Genomic DNA, 16,756 nt, shown 5'->3' with positions numbered 1-16,756 from the left:
TCTGTGAGAGTGTGGGGCTTGGTTCCGCTTCCTCTGAGTAGCGCTTTGCGTTCGCAGTTCTCGATCGTTGGAAATCCGCCGCCTGAATGAGTATTCTCCTCGCCAGAGGTGAATTCAGCATGCTTCCGCAAGAACACAACGAGCTTTTGACTAGGACTTCAGCAGGGACGCCGATGGGCGATCTTATGCGGCGCTATTGGATTCCGGCGCTGTTGTCGGAGGAGATTCCGGCGCTGGATTGTCCACCGGTGCGGGTGCGGATTCTCAGCGAAGAGCTGGTCGCGTATCGCGACAGCCAGGGACGCGTCGGGTTGTTGGGAGAGCACTGCGCGCATCGCGGCACGTCGTTGTTTTTTGGGCGCAACGAGGAATGCGGTTTGCGCTGCGTTTACCATGGTTGGAAATACGACGTGGATGGCAACGTGCTCGACACGCCGGCGGAACCGGCTGGGAGCGATTTCAAAACCAAGCTCAAGCATGTCGCCTATCCGACGAAGGAAGCAGCGGGGATGGTCTTCGCTTACTTAGGGCCGCGGGACAAGATGCCGCTGTTTCCCAACTACGAATGGGCGCAAATTCCCAGAGACCAGACCTATGTCACCAAGGCTTTGCTAGAGTGTAATTATTTGCAGGGGCTCGAAGGCGAATGCGATTCGTCGCATCTGTCGTTTTTACACCGCGAGTTTTCCGCCACCGGCCGCCGCCAGATATTTGCAATCGACTCGGCGCCCGCCTACGAAACCGAGGAGACCGACTTCGGCGTACGCTTGATCGCGACGCGCAAGGCCGGACCCGACACGCAATATGTGCGGGTGTCGAGCTTCGTCATGCCGGTCGCCTGCTGGGTGCCGGCGCGCAACCGCGAGGCAAATATTTATGTGCCGGTGGATGACCAACACACGTGGCGTTACGATCTCGGTTTCTTGCAGGACCGCAAACCGACGGTGGAAGACTGGAATCGCAAAACTCAAATCGGCCCCGATTACCGTCGGATTCGCAACCTAGACAACAATTATCTGCAAGATCGCCAACGGCAGAAGAGCGTGGATTACACCGGCATCGAAAACTTTCTCAATCACGACGGGGTTGCCACCGAAACCATGGGGCCGATCTACGATCGCTCGCGCGAACATTTAGGCGTGAGCGACAAGGCGGTCATCGCCGTGCGCAAATACTTGATCAACACGGTTAAGGATTTTCAGGACGGCAAAGAGCCGCCGCACATCGTCCGCGATTCAGCATCAAATTGCTTTCCGCACATCGATACCTTCGCGCAAACTATTCCAGCGAATATCAGCTGGCGCGAACGGTTCGCGCATCTGAAATTGTCGGCGCTGTAAAGCTGTCTTGCTGCGCGAAGGTAAAGTAATCGGCTATCCCCACAATTCCTGGCTCGCCAGCTTCGCGCCTTCCGTCAGTGCGAAGAGTTTCGCGAAGGCGAGGCTGGCGTCGGGCAGATGGCGCAGGCCGCAATCGGTGCAGGCGATGACGTTTTCTTTGCCGACCAGTTTGGCGAAGCGGACGATGCGCTCGGCGACCAGTTCCGGATGTTCGATGAACATGCTGATGTCGTCGATGACGCCCGGAAATAGAATTTTTCCTTCCGGCAATTTAGTCTCTTGCCAGATCTTCCATTCATGGCCATGGCGCGGGTTGGCCGACTCGATGGTGACGCCGGTGACATTGGCTTTGAGCACGATGTCAATGACGTCGCTGAGCGCAATGTCGCGATGGTGCGGCCCTTCATAGTTGCCCCAACAAACATGCATGCGCACCTGTTCAGACGGAATATTTTTGAGCGCGTAATTCAAGCACTCGACATGTTGCTCGATGACTCTGCGAAATTGCTTGACGCTCAGATCGGCGTAGTCGGTGTTGGCGCCGGAAGCTAAGTCCGGGCAGTCGAGTTGCAAGACGAAGCCGGCGTCGACGATCGCTTGGTATTCTAAACGCATGGCGTCGGCCACCGCCTGCATGTAACTCTCTTCATTGGGATAATATTCGTTGCGAAAAAAACGTACGAAGCAGCCGGGTGAAAGCGCTGACATGAAAACATCGTGCGGCTTGGTTGTTTTTACCGCCGTAGTGAGTCGAGCGATATCGGTTTTCACGGCGGCGAAATCCTTCCAGCCGATGGGACCGGTGCAGACATACGCGAAGCCGCCGTTGTCGTGGCCGTCGCTCTGGGCGCGCGCCAGATCGTGAAACTCGGCGATGTCGGTGCGGTAGTGGCGCGGCGCGCCGTCGATGTCGTCGCGTCTAGCTAACCCTGTTTCACGCGGCCGGACGATGCCTTGGGCGACGCTCCAGGGTTCGGCGCTTTGGGCGCGCGAGCGCGGTTTTCGCTCCAAGCCGCTGACGCGGTGAACGACGTAATCGTTCCACGCGGTTTTACTTAGCTCGCCGTCGTCGACGATGTCGATGCCGACTTCGACTTGGCGCCAGACTATCTCGTCGATCGCGCTGGTCAGCGTGGCGTCGATTACGGTTTGATCGTAGGCCTCGCCGCGGCGCTTAGCCGCGAGAGCTTGGCGCACCCGCGGCGGCAACGGCAGGCTGCCGGTATGGGTGGTGAGAATGCGGTCGGTGCTGAGTTTCATTAAAGACTCCTCGCCGTCGATGACGTTTTTGGATTCGTGTCAGTCAGCCTTATTTATCATGCTTCGCTGCCGTGGCAATCGTTGGTCGACATAGTATTGTGGTCTCGCGAAAGTTATAAAACGGGCATGGCAGGAATTGGCAAAGCGAAAGAGCGTTGTCCGGTGTGTGCGGCGTCGCGCCGGTTGTGCATGTGCGCCGTTGCGCCGCGCTTGGATCTGCGCACCAAGATTGCGCTGGTGATCCATCATCGCGAACTCAAGCGCAGCAGCAATACGGGATTGCTCGCGCTCAGAGCGCTGGTCAATTGCGAGTTGCGCGTGCGCGGCGCCGGCCGGGAGATGCTCGACTTGAGCGAACTGTTGTCGCCGCAGTATCGGACTTTACTGTTTTATCCCTGTGCCGATGCCGTCGAATTAAATCGTCAACTCATCGATCAAGATCCGCGGCCGATCCAGCTCATCGTGCCGGACGGCACTTGGCGCCAGACGCGCAAGATTCATTCGCGCCATCAGGAATTAAAAGATATTCCCAGGGTAAAAATCAGCACGCCCAACGATGCGAGGTATCAGTTGCGCGCGCAGAGCCGAGCGGAGGGAATGGCGACGCTACAGGCGATCGCCAGCGCTCTTGGCGTTATTGAAGGCGATCACGTGGCCGCGCAACTGATGGCACTCTATCGCGCTCGTGTCGATCGAACCCTCAGCGCCCGCGGTCTTATTCGACCAGTTGCCATTTAACAGCAATATTTCGGCATCCCGCATCAGTCTCGAATATCTTGGAGAAACCAACTAGTGGGAATCTCCTGGCCCAATCTTCTTTTCTTCGCTTCACGCACGACGTAGCCGGCCGTCGATGCGAACTGCAAGCCTTGAGTGCCGCTGTTGGCGAAGAAGGTCACTTGGTTTTTATCCGTGCGGCCTTTGAGCTTGCCCGACATTACGTCGGTGAGGACCGGATAGTCTTTGGAGAAGATATCGACTTTGGGATTGGCGATGCGTTTGATCTCTTCGGCGTTGCCGGCGACCACGGCGGCTTCGCCGCCGATGCGCAGCTGGCCGACGTCGAGATTGACCGTCGGCCGGCCCATGCGAATCACCACATCGGAATTTTCGACAAGCGCCGGCGCCCACTCGTTGGCTTTGACGCAGGTGAGATGCATGCCGGATTCGATCAGGTCGGGATCGCTCACTAGGACTTCGATCGAGTCGGTGCAGGTGGCAACGATGTCCGAGCCGCGCGGAACTTCTTCCGGTTTCTCCACGGGAATGATTTCGATTCCCAGCTTCTTGCCCATCTCATCGGCGAAAGCGTCGCGGTTTTTTTTCGTCGGACTGTAGACTTTAACTTTTTCGATCTTGCGCACTTCATTGAAGGCCAGCAAGTAGGTGCGCGCCATGCCGCCGGAACCGAAGATGCCGACGGTTTTGGAATCTTCACGGGATAAATATTTCACGCCGAGGCCGGCGCAGGCGCCGACGCGCATATGCTGAATGACTCCGTCGTTGATGATCGCTAACGGTTCGCCGTTCTTGGTCGAAAAAACCATGACGAAGCCGCAGAAGGTGCCGGGCTCGACACAATATTTCTCGACGGTTTTGCCGTCCGGCCATTCGAGCATGTCGGACTTCATCCTGATCGCGAAGGTTTCGAAGGATCGGGAGGCGCCTTCCATGGTGCCCCAGCGGTACATCAACTTGGGATCGTCATTGGGCACGAAGAAATCATAGCGGCCGCGATAGTTGGCGCGTTCATTGACCAGATCGCGGTAGCCGGTGTCGAGGGCTTCGATGCAGCCCTTCATGTCGAGGATTTGTCCGACGACTTGATTGTTGATCAGCAGCATAAAATTCTCCCCTTGGAATCGAGATGACGATTCTATTCCGTAGTCGCGCGGTGAATGCAAGCAGGAGAAATAAAAAGCGCCGCACATGGGCGGCGCTTAGCGATGCTCAATATTACGATGGCGAAAAATTAGCTGTCGAGTTCCGGTTTGGGCAGGGCGACGAAGGGCACGCCTTCTTCGGCGAGCTCTTTGGTTTCTTGGACCGTCGCGGTGCCGTGGATCGGCCGCTCGGCGGCTTCGCCTTTGTGAATCTGCTTGGCTTCTTGGGCGAAGCGCGGGCCGACGTCTTCGAAATTCGCTTTGACGTAGTGATGGACTTGCAGCAGCATCTCTTTGAACTCGGCGGCAGTGGGCGGCGCGGGCGGTGTCGCCCGCGGCTTCTTGGCCGGCGGCGCCGGCTGCTCTTTCTTGACGTGCACGGCGCAAGCGTGGGGGATTTTTTCGACTTTGGTGGTGCCGCAGGTCGGGCAGGATATTAATTTTTTGTCGGCCTGCTTCTGAAAGTCCTCGTAGCTCGGGAACCAGCCTTCGAAGTTATGCTTTTTGCGGCAGAGAAGATTGTAGATCACCATAGATATGCTCGTCCTATTGAATAAGGTCGGGGGAGCTTATTGTCAAGGGCGCGTCGGCCGGCACTGGTTTGAACCGAGACAATGCTGACTTGAAGTATCGCATCCTTCCCGAAAGTTTAAAGCCAAGAACGCCCATGCTAGAGTCACCCGATGGCTGAGCAGATCGCCTTACGCGTCATTCGCAAGATCGCCGAAGTCGAGCGCCAACCCTGGGATGAGTTGGTCGGCAAGGCGTCGCCGTTTCTCAAATGGGACTGGCTCGACGCCTTGGAGCAGTCCGGTTGCGTCAACGACGAGAGCGGCTGGGTGCCGCATCATATCGTCGTCGAGAACGGCGCCAAGTTGGTGGCGGCCTGTCCGATGTATTTGAAGCTCCACAGCATGGGCGAGTTTGTTTTCGACCATGAATGGGCCGATGCGGCGCAGCGCTCGGGTATTCAATATTATCCGAAAATGTTGGTCGGCGTGCCGTTCACGCCGGTCACCGGCCGGCGTTTTTTGACCGCTATCGGTGAAGATCGCGAGCAGTTGATCCGCTTCATCGGCCAAGCGTTGGCGAAGATCGCCACGGATAACAAAATTTCATCGGTGCACGTCAATTTTTGTTTAGATGACGAGCGCACGGCGCTTGAAGCGGTGGGTTTCTTTCCGCGTCACGGCATTCAATATCACTGGCAGAATCGTCAGTTCACTTGCTTCGACGATTACCTAGCGAGCTTTCGCAGCGACCGGCGCAATAAAGTCAAACGCGAACGGCGCGAAGTGCTTGAGCGCGGCATCACGATTCGCGCTTACGAAGGCGCGGAGCTGACCCAGGAGCATCTGCGCACCATGTTTCGGCTTTATAAAGGCCACATCGACAGGTTGTACTATGGCCGGCAATATTTGACCGAAGAGTTCTTCGACGAGCTGCATCGGCGCTTCGCCGCCAATGTTTGTTTGATGTTGGCCGAACGCGACGGCAAGTTTATCGCCGGCACGTTCAATGTCCGCGACGACACGGCGATGTATGGACGCTACTGGGGCTGCTTCGAAGAGCATCCGTTTCTGCACTTCAACGTCTGCTATTACTCGGCCATTGAGCATTCGATCCATGTCGGTCTAGAACGGTTCGAAGCCGGTGCCGGCGGCAGCTTCAAACAGCTGCGCGGTCTCGACCCCGAGCACACCACCAGCGTGCATTACATCGTCGATGGCAATTTCCGCCGCGCCGTGGGGCGCTTTCTCGAACAGGAGCGCGAGATGATTAAGCGCAAGCGCGAAGTGCAGCTCGAACACAGTCAGCTCAAGCGGGAGTTCGATGAACCGTGATCGTGTCGGTGTCGGATTCGCTTTGCGCTAATGGTTTTGTTGACAGGGTGGTTGCTTTCCATTAACGTCTGCGTCGGAGCGTCGCTGTGAAATCTTCTTGGAAAAATATCGCCGAGCCTATCGTGTTTTTCGCCGTGCTCTTGGGGCTTTGGGAAATTCTCGTCGAAGTGATCAAGATTCCGAGTTTCATCCTGCCGCCGCCGGGCGATCTGTGGACCGCCTTCGTGAAAAAAATGCCGGTGCTCGCCACCCATGCGTGGATCACGTTTATCGAGGCGTTCGGCGGCTTTGTTTTGTCTTTGGTTTTAGGCGTCGGTTTAGCCGTGGCGGTGGTCTACTCGCGCCATCTGCAAAACACCATCTATCCGCTGGTCGTGATTCTCTACGCCATGCCCAAGAGCGCGTTTGCGCCGCTGATGGTGATCTGGGTCGGCTATGGCCTGTTCTCGAAAATCGCCATCGCATTCCTCGTGGCGTTTTTTCCCATCGTCGTGAACACGGTGGTGGGACTCAAAGAGGTCGAGCCCGAGCTGCTCGAGTTGGCGCGGATCAACCGCGGCTCTGAGATGGACGTGTTCAAGAAAATTCGCTTGCCCAACTCGTTGCCGTATATGTTCGCGGGCATCAAAGTCGCCATCGTGCTGTCGGTCACCGGCGCCATCGTCGCCGAGTTCGTCGCCGCCAACGAAGGGTTGGGCTATTTAGTCTTGCAGGCGAACTACAGTTTAGACACGGCATTCGCGCTGGTGATCTTGCTGATCCTGGCGGTGCTATCTCTCGGTTTATTCTGGCTGGCGGAGTTATTACAGCGGAAGCTCGCGCCGTGGAGCGCGGCGGTGCGCGAGGTTGAAGGTTCGTTCTGATTCTGGGTGCGCGGAGGGAAGATGATTACGATTAAACGATATTCATTGATGGGCGCCATGGGTTTGTTGGCGGCGCTGAGCGCCGTTTCATCTCAGGCCGCCGAGCTGACGCCGGCGAATATTCGCATGGACTTCATCATCGGCGGCAAACATGCGCCTTGGTACGTCGCTTTAGAAAAAGGTTTCTACGCCAAGCGCGGCATCAACGCGACGATCCAAGCGAGCACCGGTTCGGCCGACACCGTGCGCACCATCGGCTCGGGTGGCGCGGACTTCGGTTTCGCCGATATTGCGACCATGATGGTCGCCAAATCCCGCGGCGCGCCGGTGCAAGCCGCGGCACAGTTCGGTTACGTCGGCGCGACGATTCTGTGGCGCGACGAGGGCCAGATCAAAAGCATTAAAGATCTCGAAGGCAAATCCCTGGCGATCAGTCCCGGCCAGGCGCAGTGGTATTTGATGCCGGCCTATTGCCGCATCAACAAGATTGAGTACAAGGCGATCAAGATTCAAGAAACCGCGGCGCCGATTCAACCTGCCGCGCTGGCGACCAAGAAGGCCGACTTCATCATCATGTTCCGCGCTTCCAACGACGAAGTCGCCGAGATGGCGGCGGCAAAAGTCGGCGTCAAACTCACTCGGGTGTTCATGAAAGATACCGGGCTAGACATTTACGGCACCAGCTTGATCGTCAAAGACGAGGACGTCAAAAAGCGCCCGGAGTTCGTGCGCGCCTACGTCGAAGCGACGCTGGAGGGATTGCGCTACTCGCGCGATCATCAGGAAGAATCGCTCAAAATTCTGCTCAAGGCCAAGCCCGAGCTCGACGCGGTGCTGACCACTGTGCAATTGAAAAATGCCCTGACCGAAGTGTTCTTGCCATTGGAGTCGGTAAACGTCGGCTTGGGTTTCATGAAGCCGGAGATCATGGAGAAAACCGTCAAGGTGACCAACGAGTACTTCGATGTCGGCCGTAAAGTGACGGCGAAAGAAGTTTATTCCAACCAGTTCATCAAGCGCTAAACTTTCTGGATCGTTACACGCCGTGCTGCCGCTGATCGCCGTCGAAGAAGTCTCGCGAGTTTTTACTGGCGGCGCGCGTACTATCACCGCCTTGGAGCGGGTTTCCTTCGAAATTCAAACCGGCGATTTCGTTTCCATCGTCGGTCCCAGCGGCTGCGGCAAGAGCACGCTGCTAAAAATTATCTCCGGCCTGCTGCCGCTTTCCTCGGGCAACGCCTCGGTCAACGGGCAACGCGTCAACGGTCCATTGGAGAACGTCGGCATGGTGTTTCAAGCGCCGGTGCTGCTCAAGTGGCGCTCGGTGCTCGGTAATATTTTACTGCCGGTGGAATTCGCCAAACTCGACGTCGCCAGCTATACGGACAAAGCGCGGGCGCTGATCAAGTTGGTCGGTCTCGACGGCTTCGAAGAAATGTTTCCTCATGAGCTCTCCGGCGGCATGCAGCAGCGCGCGTCGTTGTGCCGCGCCCTGGTCACCGATCCGCAATTGCTCCTGATGGACGAACCCTTTGGCGCGTTGGACGCCATGACCAGAGACGATCTCGACATCGAATTGATGCGCATCTGGGAAGAGCGCAAGAAGACCGTGCTGTTCGTCACTCATAGCATTCAAGAGGCGGTGTTTCTTTCCGACCGGGTGTTCGTCATGTCGGCGCGTCCGGGCCGGCTGATCGAAAAAATGGCCATCGATTTGCCCCGGCCCAGAACCATGGAAATGATGAGCACGCCGAGATTCGGCGAATACACGCTGAAGATCCGTTCGATGTTAGCCGGCGCCGGCGGCGCGCCGGGCTCGACAAATAAATCTACTTTCGGCTCGACGACGTGAAATTGGCGCAACGGTGCGCTATTATTATAGTCAGAGGGCGGGTCGCGACCCGCCTCTACGTCTCGAAAATAATATCTAAATGACAAAACCAGCACGACTCACCTACGCTAAGGCCGGCGTCAGCATCGAAACCGGTGACGAACTGGTGCGCCGCATCGGCCCGATCGCGAAAAGAACCAAAGTTCCCGGCGTACTCGCCGGCGTCGGCGGCTTTAGCGCGCTGTTCGATCTCAAATCGCGCGGCTATCGCGCGCCGGTGCTGGTCACCTCCACCGATGGCGTCGGCACGAAATTAAAGATCGCTTTTAAAACCGGCATTCACGACACCATCGGCATCGATCTGGTCGCCATGGGCGTCAACGACATTCTTACTCAAGGCGCCGCGCCGCTGTTTTTTCTCGACTACTTTGTCTGCGGCAAGCTTGACGTGAAGATCACCGAGGCGGTGGTGCGCGGTATCGCCGCTGGCTGTCTGCAAGCTGGCTGCGCTTTGATCGGCGGCGAGACCGCCGAGCATCCCGGCGATTTTTCCAAGGGAGAGTACGATCTCGCCGGCTTCGTGGTCGGGGTTTTGGAAAAAAATAAAATTATCGATCCCGCGGCGATTGTTGCCGGCGATGTCTTGATCGGAATTCCTTCCAGCGGGCTGCATAGCAACGGCTATTCCCTAGCGCGCAAAGTTTTGTTGGAGCGCGGCCGCTTGAAGTTGGCGCAGCGGATTGCCGAGCTCGGCCGTTCGCTTGGCGCCGAGCTGCTCGAACCGACGCGCATTTATGCCAAGATCACGCGCAAGCTATTTGGTGAGTTTTCGATCAAAGGCGCGGCGCATATTACCGGCGGCGGCATTACCGGCAATTTGCCGCGGGTCTTGCCGGCTGGACGACGCGCGGTTATCGAGAGAAAGAGCTGGCCGGCGCCGGTGATTTTTTCGTTGATTCAAAAGATCGGCAGGGTGGCGCAGAGTGAAATGGACGCTACCTTCAACAACGGTCTCGGCATGATTCTCGTCGTCGGCAAGCGCCAGGCCGATGGTATTATTTCCGCGCTCAAGGCGATGGGCGAAAAAGCCTACATCGTCGGCGCCATTCAAAACGGCGCGCGCGGCGCGATTCTCCGCTCGTAGGATTACTCATGGCCAGGCAAGTTTCTCTCGGCGTTTTGATTTCCGGCGGCGGCACCAATCTGCAATCGATCATCGATGCCATCGGAGCGGGAAAACTTGACGCCAAGATTGAATTAGTCTTGAGCAACAAAGCCGACGCCTTCGGCTTGACTCGCGCGCGGCAACATAACCTTCCAACCGAAGTGCTCGATCACAAGAGTTATGCGAGTCGCGAAGCCTACGATCAAGCGGTGGTGGATTTATTGCATGGGCGCGGCGTGGAGTTGGTCGTGCTCGCCGGCTTCATGCGCTTGCTCTCGCCGGTTTTTATCAAAGCTTATTCCAACCGGATCATGAACATTCATCCCGCGTTGCTGCCGTCCTTTCCCGGTCTGCATGTGCAGAAGAAAGCCGTCGAGCATGGCGTGCGCTTCGCCGGTTGCACGGTCCATTTCGTCAACGAAGAGTGCGACGAGGGGCCGATCATTATCCAAGCCGTCGTGCCGGTGTTCGCCGACGATAGTGAAGAAAGCTTGGCGGCGCGCATTCTCAAACAGGAACATCGGATCTACCCGCGGGCGATTCAGCTCTACGCCGAAAATCGTTTGCATGTCGTCGGCCGCAAGGTAGTGGTCGACGGTCTCGCCAGGGACGAGCAGGTTCTTGTCCAACCGCCGTTGGCCGGATGAAGCAGGCCAAGCCCCTCATCGTGCTCTCGATCAAGTTGCTGGTCAGCGGCGGCTTGCTCGCCTATTTTTTCTCCCGGGTTCATCCCGAGCGATTCATTCATACTTTGGCCTCGGCGAACTATTCCTGGATCGCCTTGGCCTTGGTGGTTTATCTCTTCGCCCAACTGATCAGCGCGGTGCGTTGGACGGTGTTGGCGCGGCCGCTCGGCATCGCGACGCCGTTCAAAAATCTCGTCAACTACTATCTGATCGGCATGTTCTTCAACTTATTCGCGCCGGGCACGGTGGGCGGCGATGTCAGCCGAGTTTTTTATCTAGTGCGCGACGAGGAAGCCCACGCCCATGGGCGGGCGGTGACCACGACTCGCGCGGCGATGTCGGTGCTGATGGATCGCGCCATCGGCATGATCGTCTTGGTTTGGCTTGGCGCCGCGGGCTTGTTGCTGTTTCCCGACTACCCGGTGCCGTCGACGGCGCGCTTGATCACGTTGATTATGGCCGGCGGGTTTGTCGCCGCCGTGTTGCTCATTCCAGTGCTGCGCCAGCTGTTGCCCGAGGGTAGCCATCCGCTGGTGGTGAAAATTCGCCTGGCGCTGCGTAGCTATCGCACCGACTGGCGCGCGCCGGCGGCGGCCAGCGCTCTGTCGGTGCTGGTGCACCTGATTCAATCGTGGATGCATTTCATCATGGCGTTGGCGCTCGGTCTCGACCTGCCGTTTTCTTTTTGCATCATCGTCTATCCGTTGGTCGGAACTTTTTCGGCGATTCCCGTCAGCCTCAACGGCCTCGGCCTGCGCGAAGGCGGCTACATATATTTGCTCGCGGTGATCGGCATCGGCACCGAACAAAGCATCGCCTTCGGTCTGCTGCTCTTTCTCATCGTCGTGCTCGACAGTTTGATCGGCGGCGTGCTGTTCCTGCTGCAAAGGTCGGCGCGGCCGGCCAGAGCGGCGGTACAAAAGGCGAGCTAAATCTTGGCGTTCGCCCGCGCTTTGGGCGCACCTTTAAATCCACTAGGGAAATTTGCTAGTCTGTGGAGGTGGCACAATCGCTAGTTCGAGAGAAGCAATGATGGATCGCAAGCGAGCAGATCGACGCGGGCGCGCCGTTGCCTGGGCTGGTATCTCCTTTTGGTTGCTGCTCGCGACGGCGTGCGCCGCGCCGCTCGAGGCCGCCGGCTTGGGCGCCCTGGACGGTAGCGGCCGGCCGCTGTCGTTTGCCGCCATTGCGAAAAAAACCATGCCTGTGGTGGTCAACATTTCTACCCTGTCGCAACGCTCGGCGCGCTCCGGTTCCAACGATCCCATCGAAGATTTTTTCAACCGCTTCTTCGGCGAAACGCCGCCCAAAGAAAACAGCCAACGCAGTTTGGGTTCGGGCATTCTGATCAGCAAGGACGGTGAGATTCTCACTAATTATCACGTCGTGCGCAACGCCGACACCATCAAAGTAAAACTCGCCGATCAAACTGAATATGAAGCGCGCTTGCTCGGCAAGGATGACCGCACCGATTTGGCGTTGATCAAGATCCGTCGCTCGGGCGGCAATCTGCCCTTCGCCAAGCTCGGTAGTTCGAGCCAGCTCGATGTCGGCGACTGGGTGATTGCGATCGGCAACCCCTTCGGTCTCGAACACACCGTCACCGCCGGCATCGTCAGCGCCAAGGGGCGGGTTATCGGCGCCGGGCCCTACGATAATTTCATTCAGACCGACGCGTCGATCAATCCCGGCAACAGCGGTGGACCGCTGATCAACGCCGACGGCGAAGTGATCGGCGTCAACAGCGCGATTTTTAGTCAGTCGGGCGGCAATGTCGGCATCGGCTTCGCCATTCCCGTGGATCTGGCGAAGAAGGTTGCCGAGCAATTGCGTAAGAACGGCCGAGTGATTCGCGGTTGGCTGGGGGTGCGCGCCCAAGATGTCAGCGCGATCTTGGCTTCGTCAGTGGGCATGGTGCGCAATCCCAACGATACCGTGTTGGTCACCGAAGTCGCCGACAAGAGTCCGGCCGCCGAGGCGGGCATCAAGGTCAACGATATTATCGTCGAGTTCAACGGCAAGCCGGTGCCCAAGAGCCATGAGTTTCCCGGCGTCATCGCCGATATCGCGCCGGGCCAGAAAGTGGCGTTAAAATATTTTCGCGACAAAAAGGAAACCAGCGTCGGCGTGCGCATCGGCGAACTCAATGAAGATAGCGAGGCCAATCAGCCCACCGAAGCGCGCGATCCCGACCTCGGCCTGCGCGTGCAGCGCATCACGCCGGAAGCGGCGCGCCGCTTGGGACTCAATTCCGCTAGAGGATTGCTAGTGGTTGAAGTTCAACCAGGCAGTCCTGCCGATCTCGTCGGCATCGAACCGGCCGACGTGATTCGCGAGGTAAACCAGCGTGCCGTGACCAACGTTAAGGAATTCGAACGGGCGACGCGCCAAGGGCGGCGCGGCGATCGCATCCTGCTCCTTGTGCAGCGGGGCGATAACGCGGTATTCTTCGCCGTGAAGCGTAAGAGTTAGTTGGAGGAATCATGTTTGGACTTGGCGTACCAGAACTGATGGTAATTTTAGTGATCGCGTTGGTGATCTTCGGACCGAGCAAGTTGCCGCAAATCGGCAGCGGCCTCGGCAAGGCGATCCGCGATTTCAAAAAGGGCGTTACCGAGAGTGGCGACGACGAACCTGCCAAAGATGCTAAGAAGGACCCCAAAGATCTGCCGCGCTAAATTTTTGTCCGGTGTTTCCGTTCCGCGATTTCACATCAATCCACGATGGCGAGTTAACGTTCGCGATCCAATGCCGCTGTGACCTAGGCGGCTCCCCGCACTTGGCCCGTTACCCATCCTAAAATTTTCTGTGATCGACCGGTTGCGCGTTGGCATCAACGCGCGGCGAAGTCTTGTGAACGCTAGAGTTCGTGCATGGTGACGTGGCCGTTGCTGCCTTTGCGGCCCAGAACCACGGTGTAGAGAGAAGACTTGCTGAGTTTATAAACCTTCTCGATGGTGAGGTCGGCGCTTTCGATGAACGGTTTCAACTGGAGATCGGTGCGCCAGCCGAGCAAGCGGGTCAGCGGATCCATCGCTCGGGTCAAAGTGCCGAGCACCGGCACGTCGCTGGTAAAATGGTTGACGATGACGATCTTGCCGCTCGGTTTGCACACCCGTTTGGCTTCCTTGATCATGCGCACCGGGTCGGGCACGACGGTGACGACGTGGAAAGCCATGACATAGTCGAAGCTGTTGTCGGGAAATTCCAACTCAAGAGCGTTCATCTCCATGACGCGGAGATGACTCCAGCCATGGTCTTCAATCTTTTGCCGCGCTCGGGCCAACATGTCCGGCGCTAAGTCCACACCAGTGACGTTGCAGTGAGTGGGATAGGCCGGAAATGAAGTGCCGGTACCGGCGCCGACTTCGAGAACCTTGGCGCCGATGGGAATGTCGAGATCATCGATGACGCGTTCGATGCGATTGTAAAAAAGTTTGCCGAATACGCGATCGTAAATGGGGGCAAATTCGGAATAGAGCTTGCTCTCGTGTGCCTCGATGTCAGCCATTGCTTCCTAAGTCGCGGGTACTGGGTCGCTAAGTGTCGCGGATGTCCTTGGGCTGCTTCTTGTAGAAAACTGAGATGTCGCGCTTGCGAAATCTCCATTGTTTGCCTTTCTTGAAGGCGGGCAAGATGTTCTTGCGGGCGAATTCGTTCACCGTATCCGGGCTCATGTCCAAGATCATCGCGACTTGTTTGCTGTTGAGCAATTCTTCATCCCGTTCTATCACGATGCTTCCCCCTGAACCAAACCTGTAGGTGAAAAAGTTTGTCCTATTTAACAAGTTCACCCTGGGCTGTCAAGGCAAGAACGCACGCGCAAACTTTTCGCCATGCAAGAGCGCGGGTTGCCAATGAGTCTTAGTTGCGGCGACGTAAAGTTCGATCATCGAACTCGCGTCATCGACGCCGGTTCGATAATCGCCGGACGGCGCGAGAATCAGCCCTCGGCGAAAACCCGGATCGGTAAAATCATCATGTCGCGGCCGGCGAACTGAAGCCGCTGCTGCAAAGTGAACGGCGTGTGGTTGTGCAACAGGCGGGTGAAGACATTTTCCTGTTGGAAAACCAGTTTGCCGCTGAAAAATACCGTGCGCGGAAATTCTTTGCTGACCGCCGCACAAAGGATTTCCAGCTCGGCGATCAAATCGACGCCGAGTTCGTAACGGTACTCGGCGTACCAACCGAGGCAAACGGCGTATTCGACGAAGCTGCGCAGGTTCTCTTCGGTCTTACGGCGCAAGCGATCGATTTCTTGATGGCCCTCGAATTGACCGGTGTCGATGACGCCGAGTGAGAGAAAAGCAATATTTTTAAAATGATTGGGAAACAGCCTTTGAATGTTCAACAGTGTATGTACCGAGATGCCGTCGAAATCGCGCACGATGAGCACGGCGGTGGGGCCGTTGTCGGTCTTTGTCGGCACAGGTGTGGTGAGGTCGGGTTGAAATGGAATCGTCAGCAGCGTGTCGTCGAGACTTTTCAAGGCGACGCTGACGCGATCGTAGTGCGAGCGGACATACTGGCAGCCGAGGACGAAGACTAAGGTCACCCAACCGCCGTCGGTGAACTTGGTGATCACCGTGACGCAGAGAATCATGCCGGTCAACAGCAGGCCGACGCCGTTGACACAAAGCTTGCGCACCCACACTGGGTCCGAATGGCGCACTTCCCACCAATGGCGGCACATGCCGAGCTGGGAAAGCGTGAAGGTGAGAAAGACGTTGATGCTGTACATGACCACCAGCAATTTCACTTCGCCTTCGCTGTAAAGCAAAAAACCCAGCGACGCCAAGCCCATGAACCAGACGCCGTTGCGGGTGACCAATTGGTCGCTCAAGTGCGATAGCCGGTGCGGCACCCAGGAATCGAGGGACATGTTCGAGAGCACCCGCGGGCCGTCGAGAAAGCCGGCTTGGGCGGCGACGATCAGCAGCGTCGCTTCGGCGATCAAGATGACGATGACCAACACTGAGGTTACCGACGAATCGGCGCCGAAGAAGCCGCCAAAGATACCGGTGAACAGGCTGGCGTTCAAAGTCTTGCCGGGCTATGGGGCACCACGCCGGGAGTAATCGCGATCAGATGCATGACGATGAACAGCAAGAAGATCGGCAGCATGAAAACCACCGATTCCTTGACGCCGCGCAGATTGAGCAGAATCAGGCCGAAGATCAGCAGTACTTCGGTGATGAGTTTATAATGAATGAAGGATGGCGGCAGAAAACTGAACAAGGCATCGGCGCTGCTGGCGATGGAGATGGTGATGGTCAGCATGTAATCGACCACCAGCGCCGAACCGGAAACCAAGCCCGCTTTGGAGCCCAACAGTTTGGTCGCCACCAAATAACCGCCGCCGCCGGTGGGGAACAATTAGATGATCTGCGAATAGCTCGCCGAGATCACGAACACCGTGATCAAGGTCAGCAGCGCCAGCGGTAGAGCGAGATAGAAATGTTGGCCGAGGGCGAGGTATGCTTCTTCGGGACCATAGGCCGAGGAACTCAAGCCGTCGGCGCCTAGACCGACCCAGGCAAGAACGCGACCAAAGAGATCTGGTGAAAGACTTTGGGGTCGAGAGGATCTTTGGCCTTGCCAAAGAGAAATTCTTTGAACGAGAATGCGTTCGGAATTGCCACAATGTTAGCGGCCCATTACTAACATTTATATTTCGTGCTCGGAATAGCGGGAACTTTTTCCGCTGTGCGATTGGCGCGGCCACGCGACAATTCTCTGTCGTGGCAACGTCAATATGTCATGTTAACAGCAACGCGATTATGTCAGGGTAGTGCGTTGGGTTGAGGTCGTAAGTTAGAAACCTGGCCATAGCGGAACCCCACCTTGTTGGAGTTGGTTCGATATAGGCCAAGTGTGTGCGTCG

16 protein-coding genes and 1 pseudogene are annotated in these 16,756 nt (G+C 57.2%); 11 read left to right on the top strand and 6 right to left on the bottom strand.

Translation table 11 applies throughout. The features are described from left to right. Positions 1–86: 86 nt before the first annotated feature. Positions 87–1,340 carry a hypothetical protein gene (locus EXR70_13290; GenBank protein ID MSP39455.1) on the top strand — a complete coding sequence of 418 codons (1,254 nt, stop codon included), beginning with the start codon at positions 87–89 and terminating at the stop codon, positions 1,338–1,340. Positions 1,341–1,373: 33 nt separating this feature from the next. Here the strand turns inward: EXR70_13290 and EXR70_13285 are convergent, their stop codons facing one another. Further along, positions 1,374–2,600, bottom strand: a complete 1,227-nt coding sequence (locus tag EXR70_13285; protein ID MSP39454.1) for a hypothetical protein — start codon at positions 2,598–2,600, stop codon at positions 1,374–1,376. Between the two features lie 126 nt (positions 2,601–2,726). Here EXR70_13285 and EXR70_13280 point away from each other — a divergent pair, with 126 nt between their 5' ends. Then, complete coding sequence (locus tag EXR70_13280; GenBank protein ID MSP39453.1) at positions 2,727–3,338, top strand: DTW domain-containing protein; 612 nt, start codon at positions 2,727–2,729, stop codon at positions 3,336–3,338. 23 nt (positions 3,339–3,361) lie between these two features. Here EXR70_13280 and EXR70_13275 read toward each other — a convergent pair whose 3' ends face one another. Both EXR70_13275 and EXR70_13270 read right to left on the bottom strand, forming a co-directional pair. Next, complete coding sequence (locus tag EXR70_13275) at positions 3,362–4,444, bottom strand: ornithine cyclodeaminase family protein (protein MSP39452.1); 1,083 nt, start codon at positions 4,442–4,444, stop codon at positions 3,362–3,364. 128 nt (positions 4,445–4,572) lie between these two features. Further along, entirely contained in the window at positions 4,573–5,016 is a 444-nt protein-coding gene (locus EXR70_13270; protein ID MSP39451.1) for a DUF1178 family protein, read from the bottom strand. A 150-nt stretch (positions 5,017–5,166) separates the two neighbouring features. On the opposite strand from EXR70_13270, the gene EXR70_13265 reads away from it, so the two are divergent. The 9 genes from EXR70_13265 (at position 5,167) to EXR70_13225 (ending at position 13,550) form a co-directional block, all read left to right on the top strand. Next, positions 5,167–6,327 (top strand): N-acetyltransferase, encoded by a 1,161-nt coding sequence (locus EXR70_13265; GenBank protein ID MSP39450.1) that lies wholly within the window; start codon positions 5,167–5,169, stop codon positions 6,325–6,327. Between the two features lie 86 nt (positions 6,328–6,413). After that, entirely contained in the window at positions 6,414–7,190 is a 777-nt protein-coding gene (locus tag EXR70_13260) for an ABC transporter permease (protein MSP39449.1), read from the top strand. A 21-nt stretch (positions 7,191–7,211) separates the two neighbouring features. Next, positions 7,212–8,213 (top strand): hypothetical protein, encoded by a 1,002-nt coding sequence (locus tag EXR70_13255; GenBank protein MSP39448.1) that lies wholly within the window; start codon positions 7,212–7,214, stop codon positions 8,211–8,213. Positions 8,214–8,238: 25 nt separating this feature from the next. Next, a complete protein-coding gene (locus EXR70_13250) occupies positions 8,239–9,042 on the top strand; it encodes an ABC transporter ATP-binding protein (GenBank protein MSP39447.1) in 804 nt (267 codons plus the stop codon). Positions 9,043–9,121: 79 nt separating this feature from the next. Beyond that, the gene (locus EXR70_13245) at positions 9,122–10,165 is read left to right on the top strand and encodes a phosphoribosylformylglycinamidine cyclo-ligase (GenBank protein ID MSP39446.1); all 1,044 of its coding nucleotides are present in this window, start codon (positions 9,122–9,124) and stop codon (positions 10,163–10,165) included. Between the two features lie 8 nt (positions 10,166–10,173). Then, complete coding sequence (locus EXR70_13240; protein MSP39445.1) at positions 10,174–10,833, top strand: phosphoribosylglycinamide formyltransferase; 660 nt, start codon at positions 10,174–10,176, stop codon at positions 10,831–10,833. Continuing rightward, positions 10,830–11,804, top strand: coding sequence for a flippase-like domain-containing protein (locus tag EXR70_13235; GenBank protein MSP39444.1), 975 nt, complete (start codon positions 10,830–10,832; stop codon positions 11,802–11,804). Before EXR70_13240 ends, EXR70_13235 begins: the two co-directional genes overlap by 4 nt. A gap of 97 nt (positions 11,805–11,901) precedes the next feature. After that, positions 11,902–13,344, top strand: a complete 1,443-nt coding sequence (locus EXR70_13230; protein MSP39443.1) for a DegQ family serine endoprotease — start codon at positions 11,902–11,904, stop codon at positions 13,342–13,344. 11 nt (positions 13,345–13,355) lie between these two features. Beyond that, positions 13,356–13,550 carry a twin-arginine translocase TatA/TatE family subunit gene (locus EXR70_13225; protein ID MSP39442.1) on the top strand — a complete coding sequence of 65 codons (195 nt, stop codon included), beginning with the start codon at positions 13,356–13,358 and terminating at the stop codon, positions 13,548–13,550. A gap of 182 nt (positions 13,551–13,732) precedes the next feature. On the opposite strand, the gene EXR70_13220 is transcribed toward EXR70_13225, so the two are convergent. The 3 genes and pseudogenes from EXR70_13220 to EXR70_13210 all read right to left on the bottom strand — a co-directional run bounded on the left by EXR70_13220 (position 13,733) and on the right by EXR70_13210 (position 16,517). After that, positions 13,733–14,383 carry a methyltransferase domain-containing protein gene (locus tag EXR70_13220; protein ID MSP39441.1) on the bottom strand — a complete coding sequence of 217 codons (651 nt, stop codon included), beginning with the start codon at positions 14,381–14,383 and terminating at the stop codon, positions 13,733–13,735. A 28-nt stretch (positions 14,384–14,411) separates the two neighbouring features. After that, positions 14,412–14,606: a DNA-binding protein gene (locus tag EXR70_13215; protein ID MSP39440.1), complete on the bottom strand. Its 195-nt coding sequence runs from the start codon at positions 14,604–14,606 to the stop codon at positions 14,412–14,414. Between the two features lie 209 nt (positions 14,607–14,815). Then, positions 14,816–16,517: pseudogene (locus EXR70_13210) on the bottom strand (APC family permease). Positions 16,518–16,756: the final 239 nt, after the last annotated feature.

The sequence above is a fragment of the Deltaproteobacteria bacterium genome, from assembly GCA_009692615.1.
Taxonomy (GTDB): domain Bacteria; phylum Desulfobacterota; class Binatia; order UBA9968; family UBA9968; genus DP-20.
This window is presented reverse-complemented; position numbering and strand designations above follow the sequence as displayed.

What these genes read in the sequence shown, in the direction of transcription:
- EXR70_13290 (MSP39455.1), top strand. Translation starts at nt 87, where the DNA reads ATGAGTATTCTCCTCGCCAGAGGTGAATTCAGCATGCTTCCGCAAGAA.
- EXR70_13285 (MSP39454.1), bottom strand. Translation starts at nt 2,600, where the DNA reads ATGAAACTCAGCACCGACCGCATTCTCACCACCCATACCGGCAGCCTG.
- EXR70_13280 (MSP39453.1), top strand. Translation starts at nt 2,727, where the DNA reads ATGGCAGGAATTGGCAAAGCGAAAGAGCGTTGTCCGGTGTGTGCGGCG.
- EXR70_13275 (MSP39452.1), bottom strand. Translation starts at nt 4,444, where the DNA reads ATGCTGCTGATCAACAATCAAGTCGTCGGACAAATCCTCGACATGAAG.
- EXR70_13270 (MSP39451.1), bottom strand. Translation starts at nt 5,016, where the DNA reads ATGGTGATCTACAATCTTCTCTGCCGCAAAAAGCATAACTTCGAAGGC.
- EXR70_13265 (MSP39450.1), top strand. Translation starts at nt 5,167, where the DNA reads ATGGCTGAGCAGATCGCCTTACGCGTCATTCGCAAGATCGCCGAAGTC.
- EXR70_13255 (MSP39448.1), top strand. Translation starts at nt 7,212, where the DNA reads ATGATTACGATTAAACGATATTCATTGATGGGCGCCATGGGTTTGTTG.
- EXR70_13245 (MSP39446.1), top strand. Translation starts at nt 9,122, where the DNA reads ATGACAAAACCAGCACGACTCACCTACGCTAAGGCCGGCGTCAGCATC.
- EXR70_13240 (MSP39445.1), top strand. Translation starts at nt 10,174, where the DNA reads ATGGCCAGGCAAGTTTCTCTCGGCGTTTTGATTTCCGGCGGCGGCACC.
- EXR70_13235 (MSP39444.1), top strand. Translation starts at nt 10,830, where the DNA reads ATGAAGCAGGCCAAGCCCCTCATCGTGCTCTCGATCAAGTTGCTGGTC.
- EXR70_13230 (MSP39443.1), top strand. Translation starts at nt 11,902, where the DNA reads ATGATGGATCGCAAGCGAGCAGATCGACGCGGGCGCGCCGTTGCCTGG.
- EXR70_13225 (MSP39442.1), top strand. Translation starts at nt 13,356, where the DNA reads ATGTTTGGACTTGGCGTACCAGAACTGATGGTAATTTTAGTGATCGCG.
- EXR70_13220 (MSP39441.1), bottom strand. Translation starts at nt 14,383, where the DNA reads ATGGCTGACATCGAGGCACACGAGAGCAAGCTCTATTCCGAATTTGCC.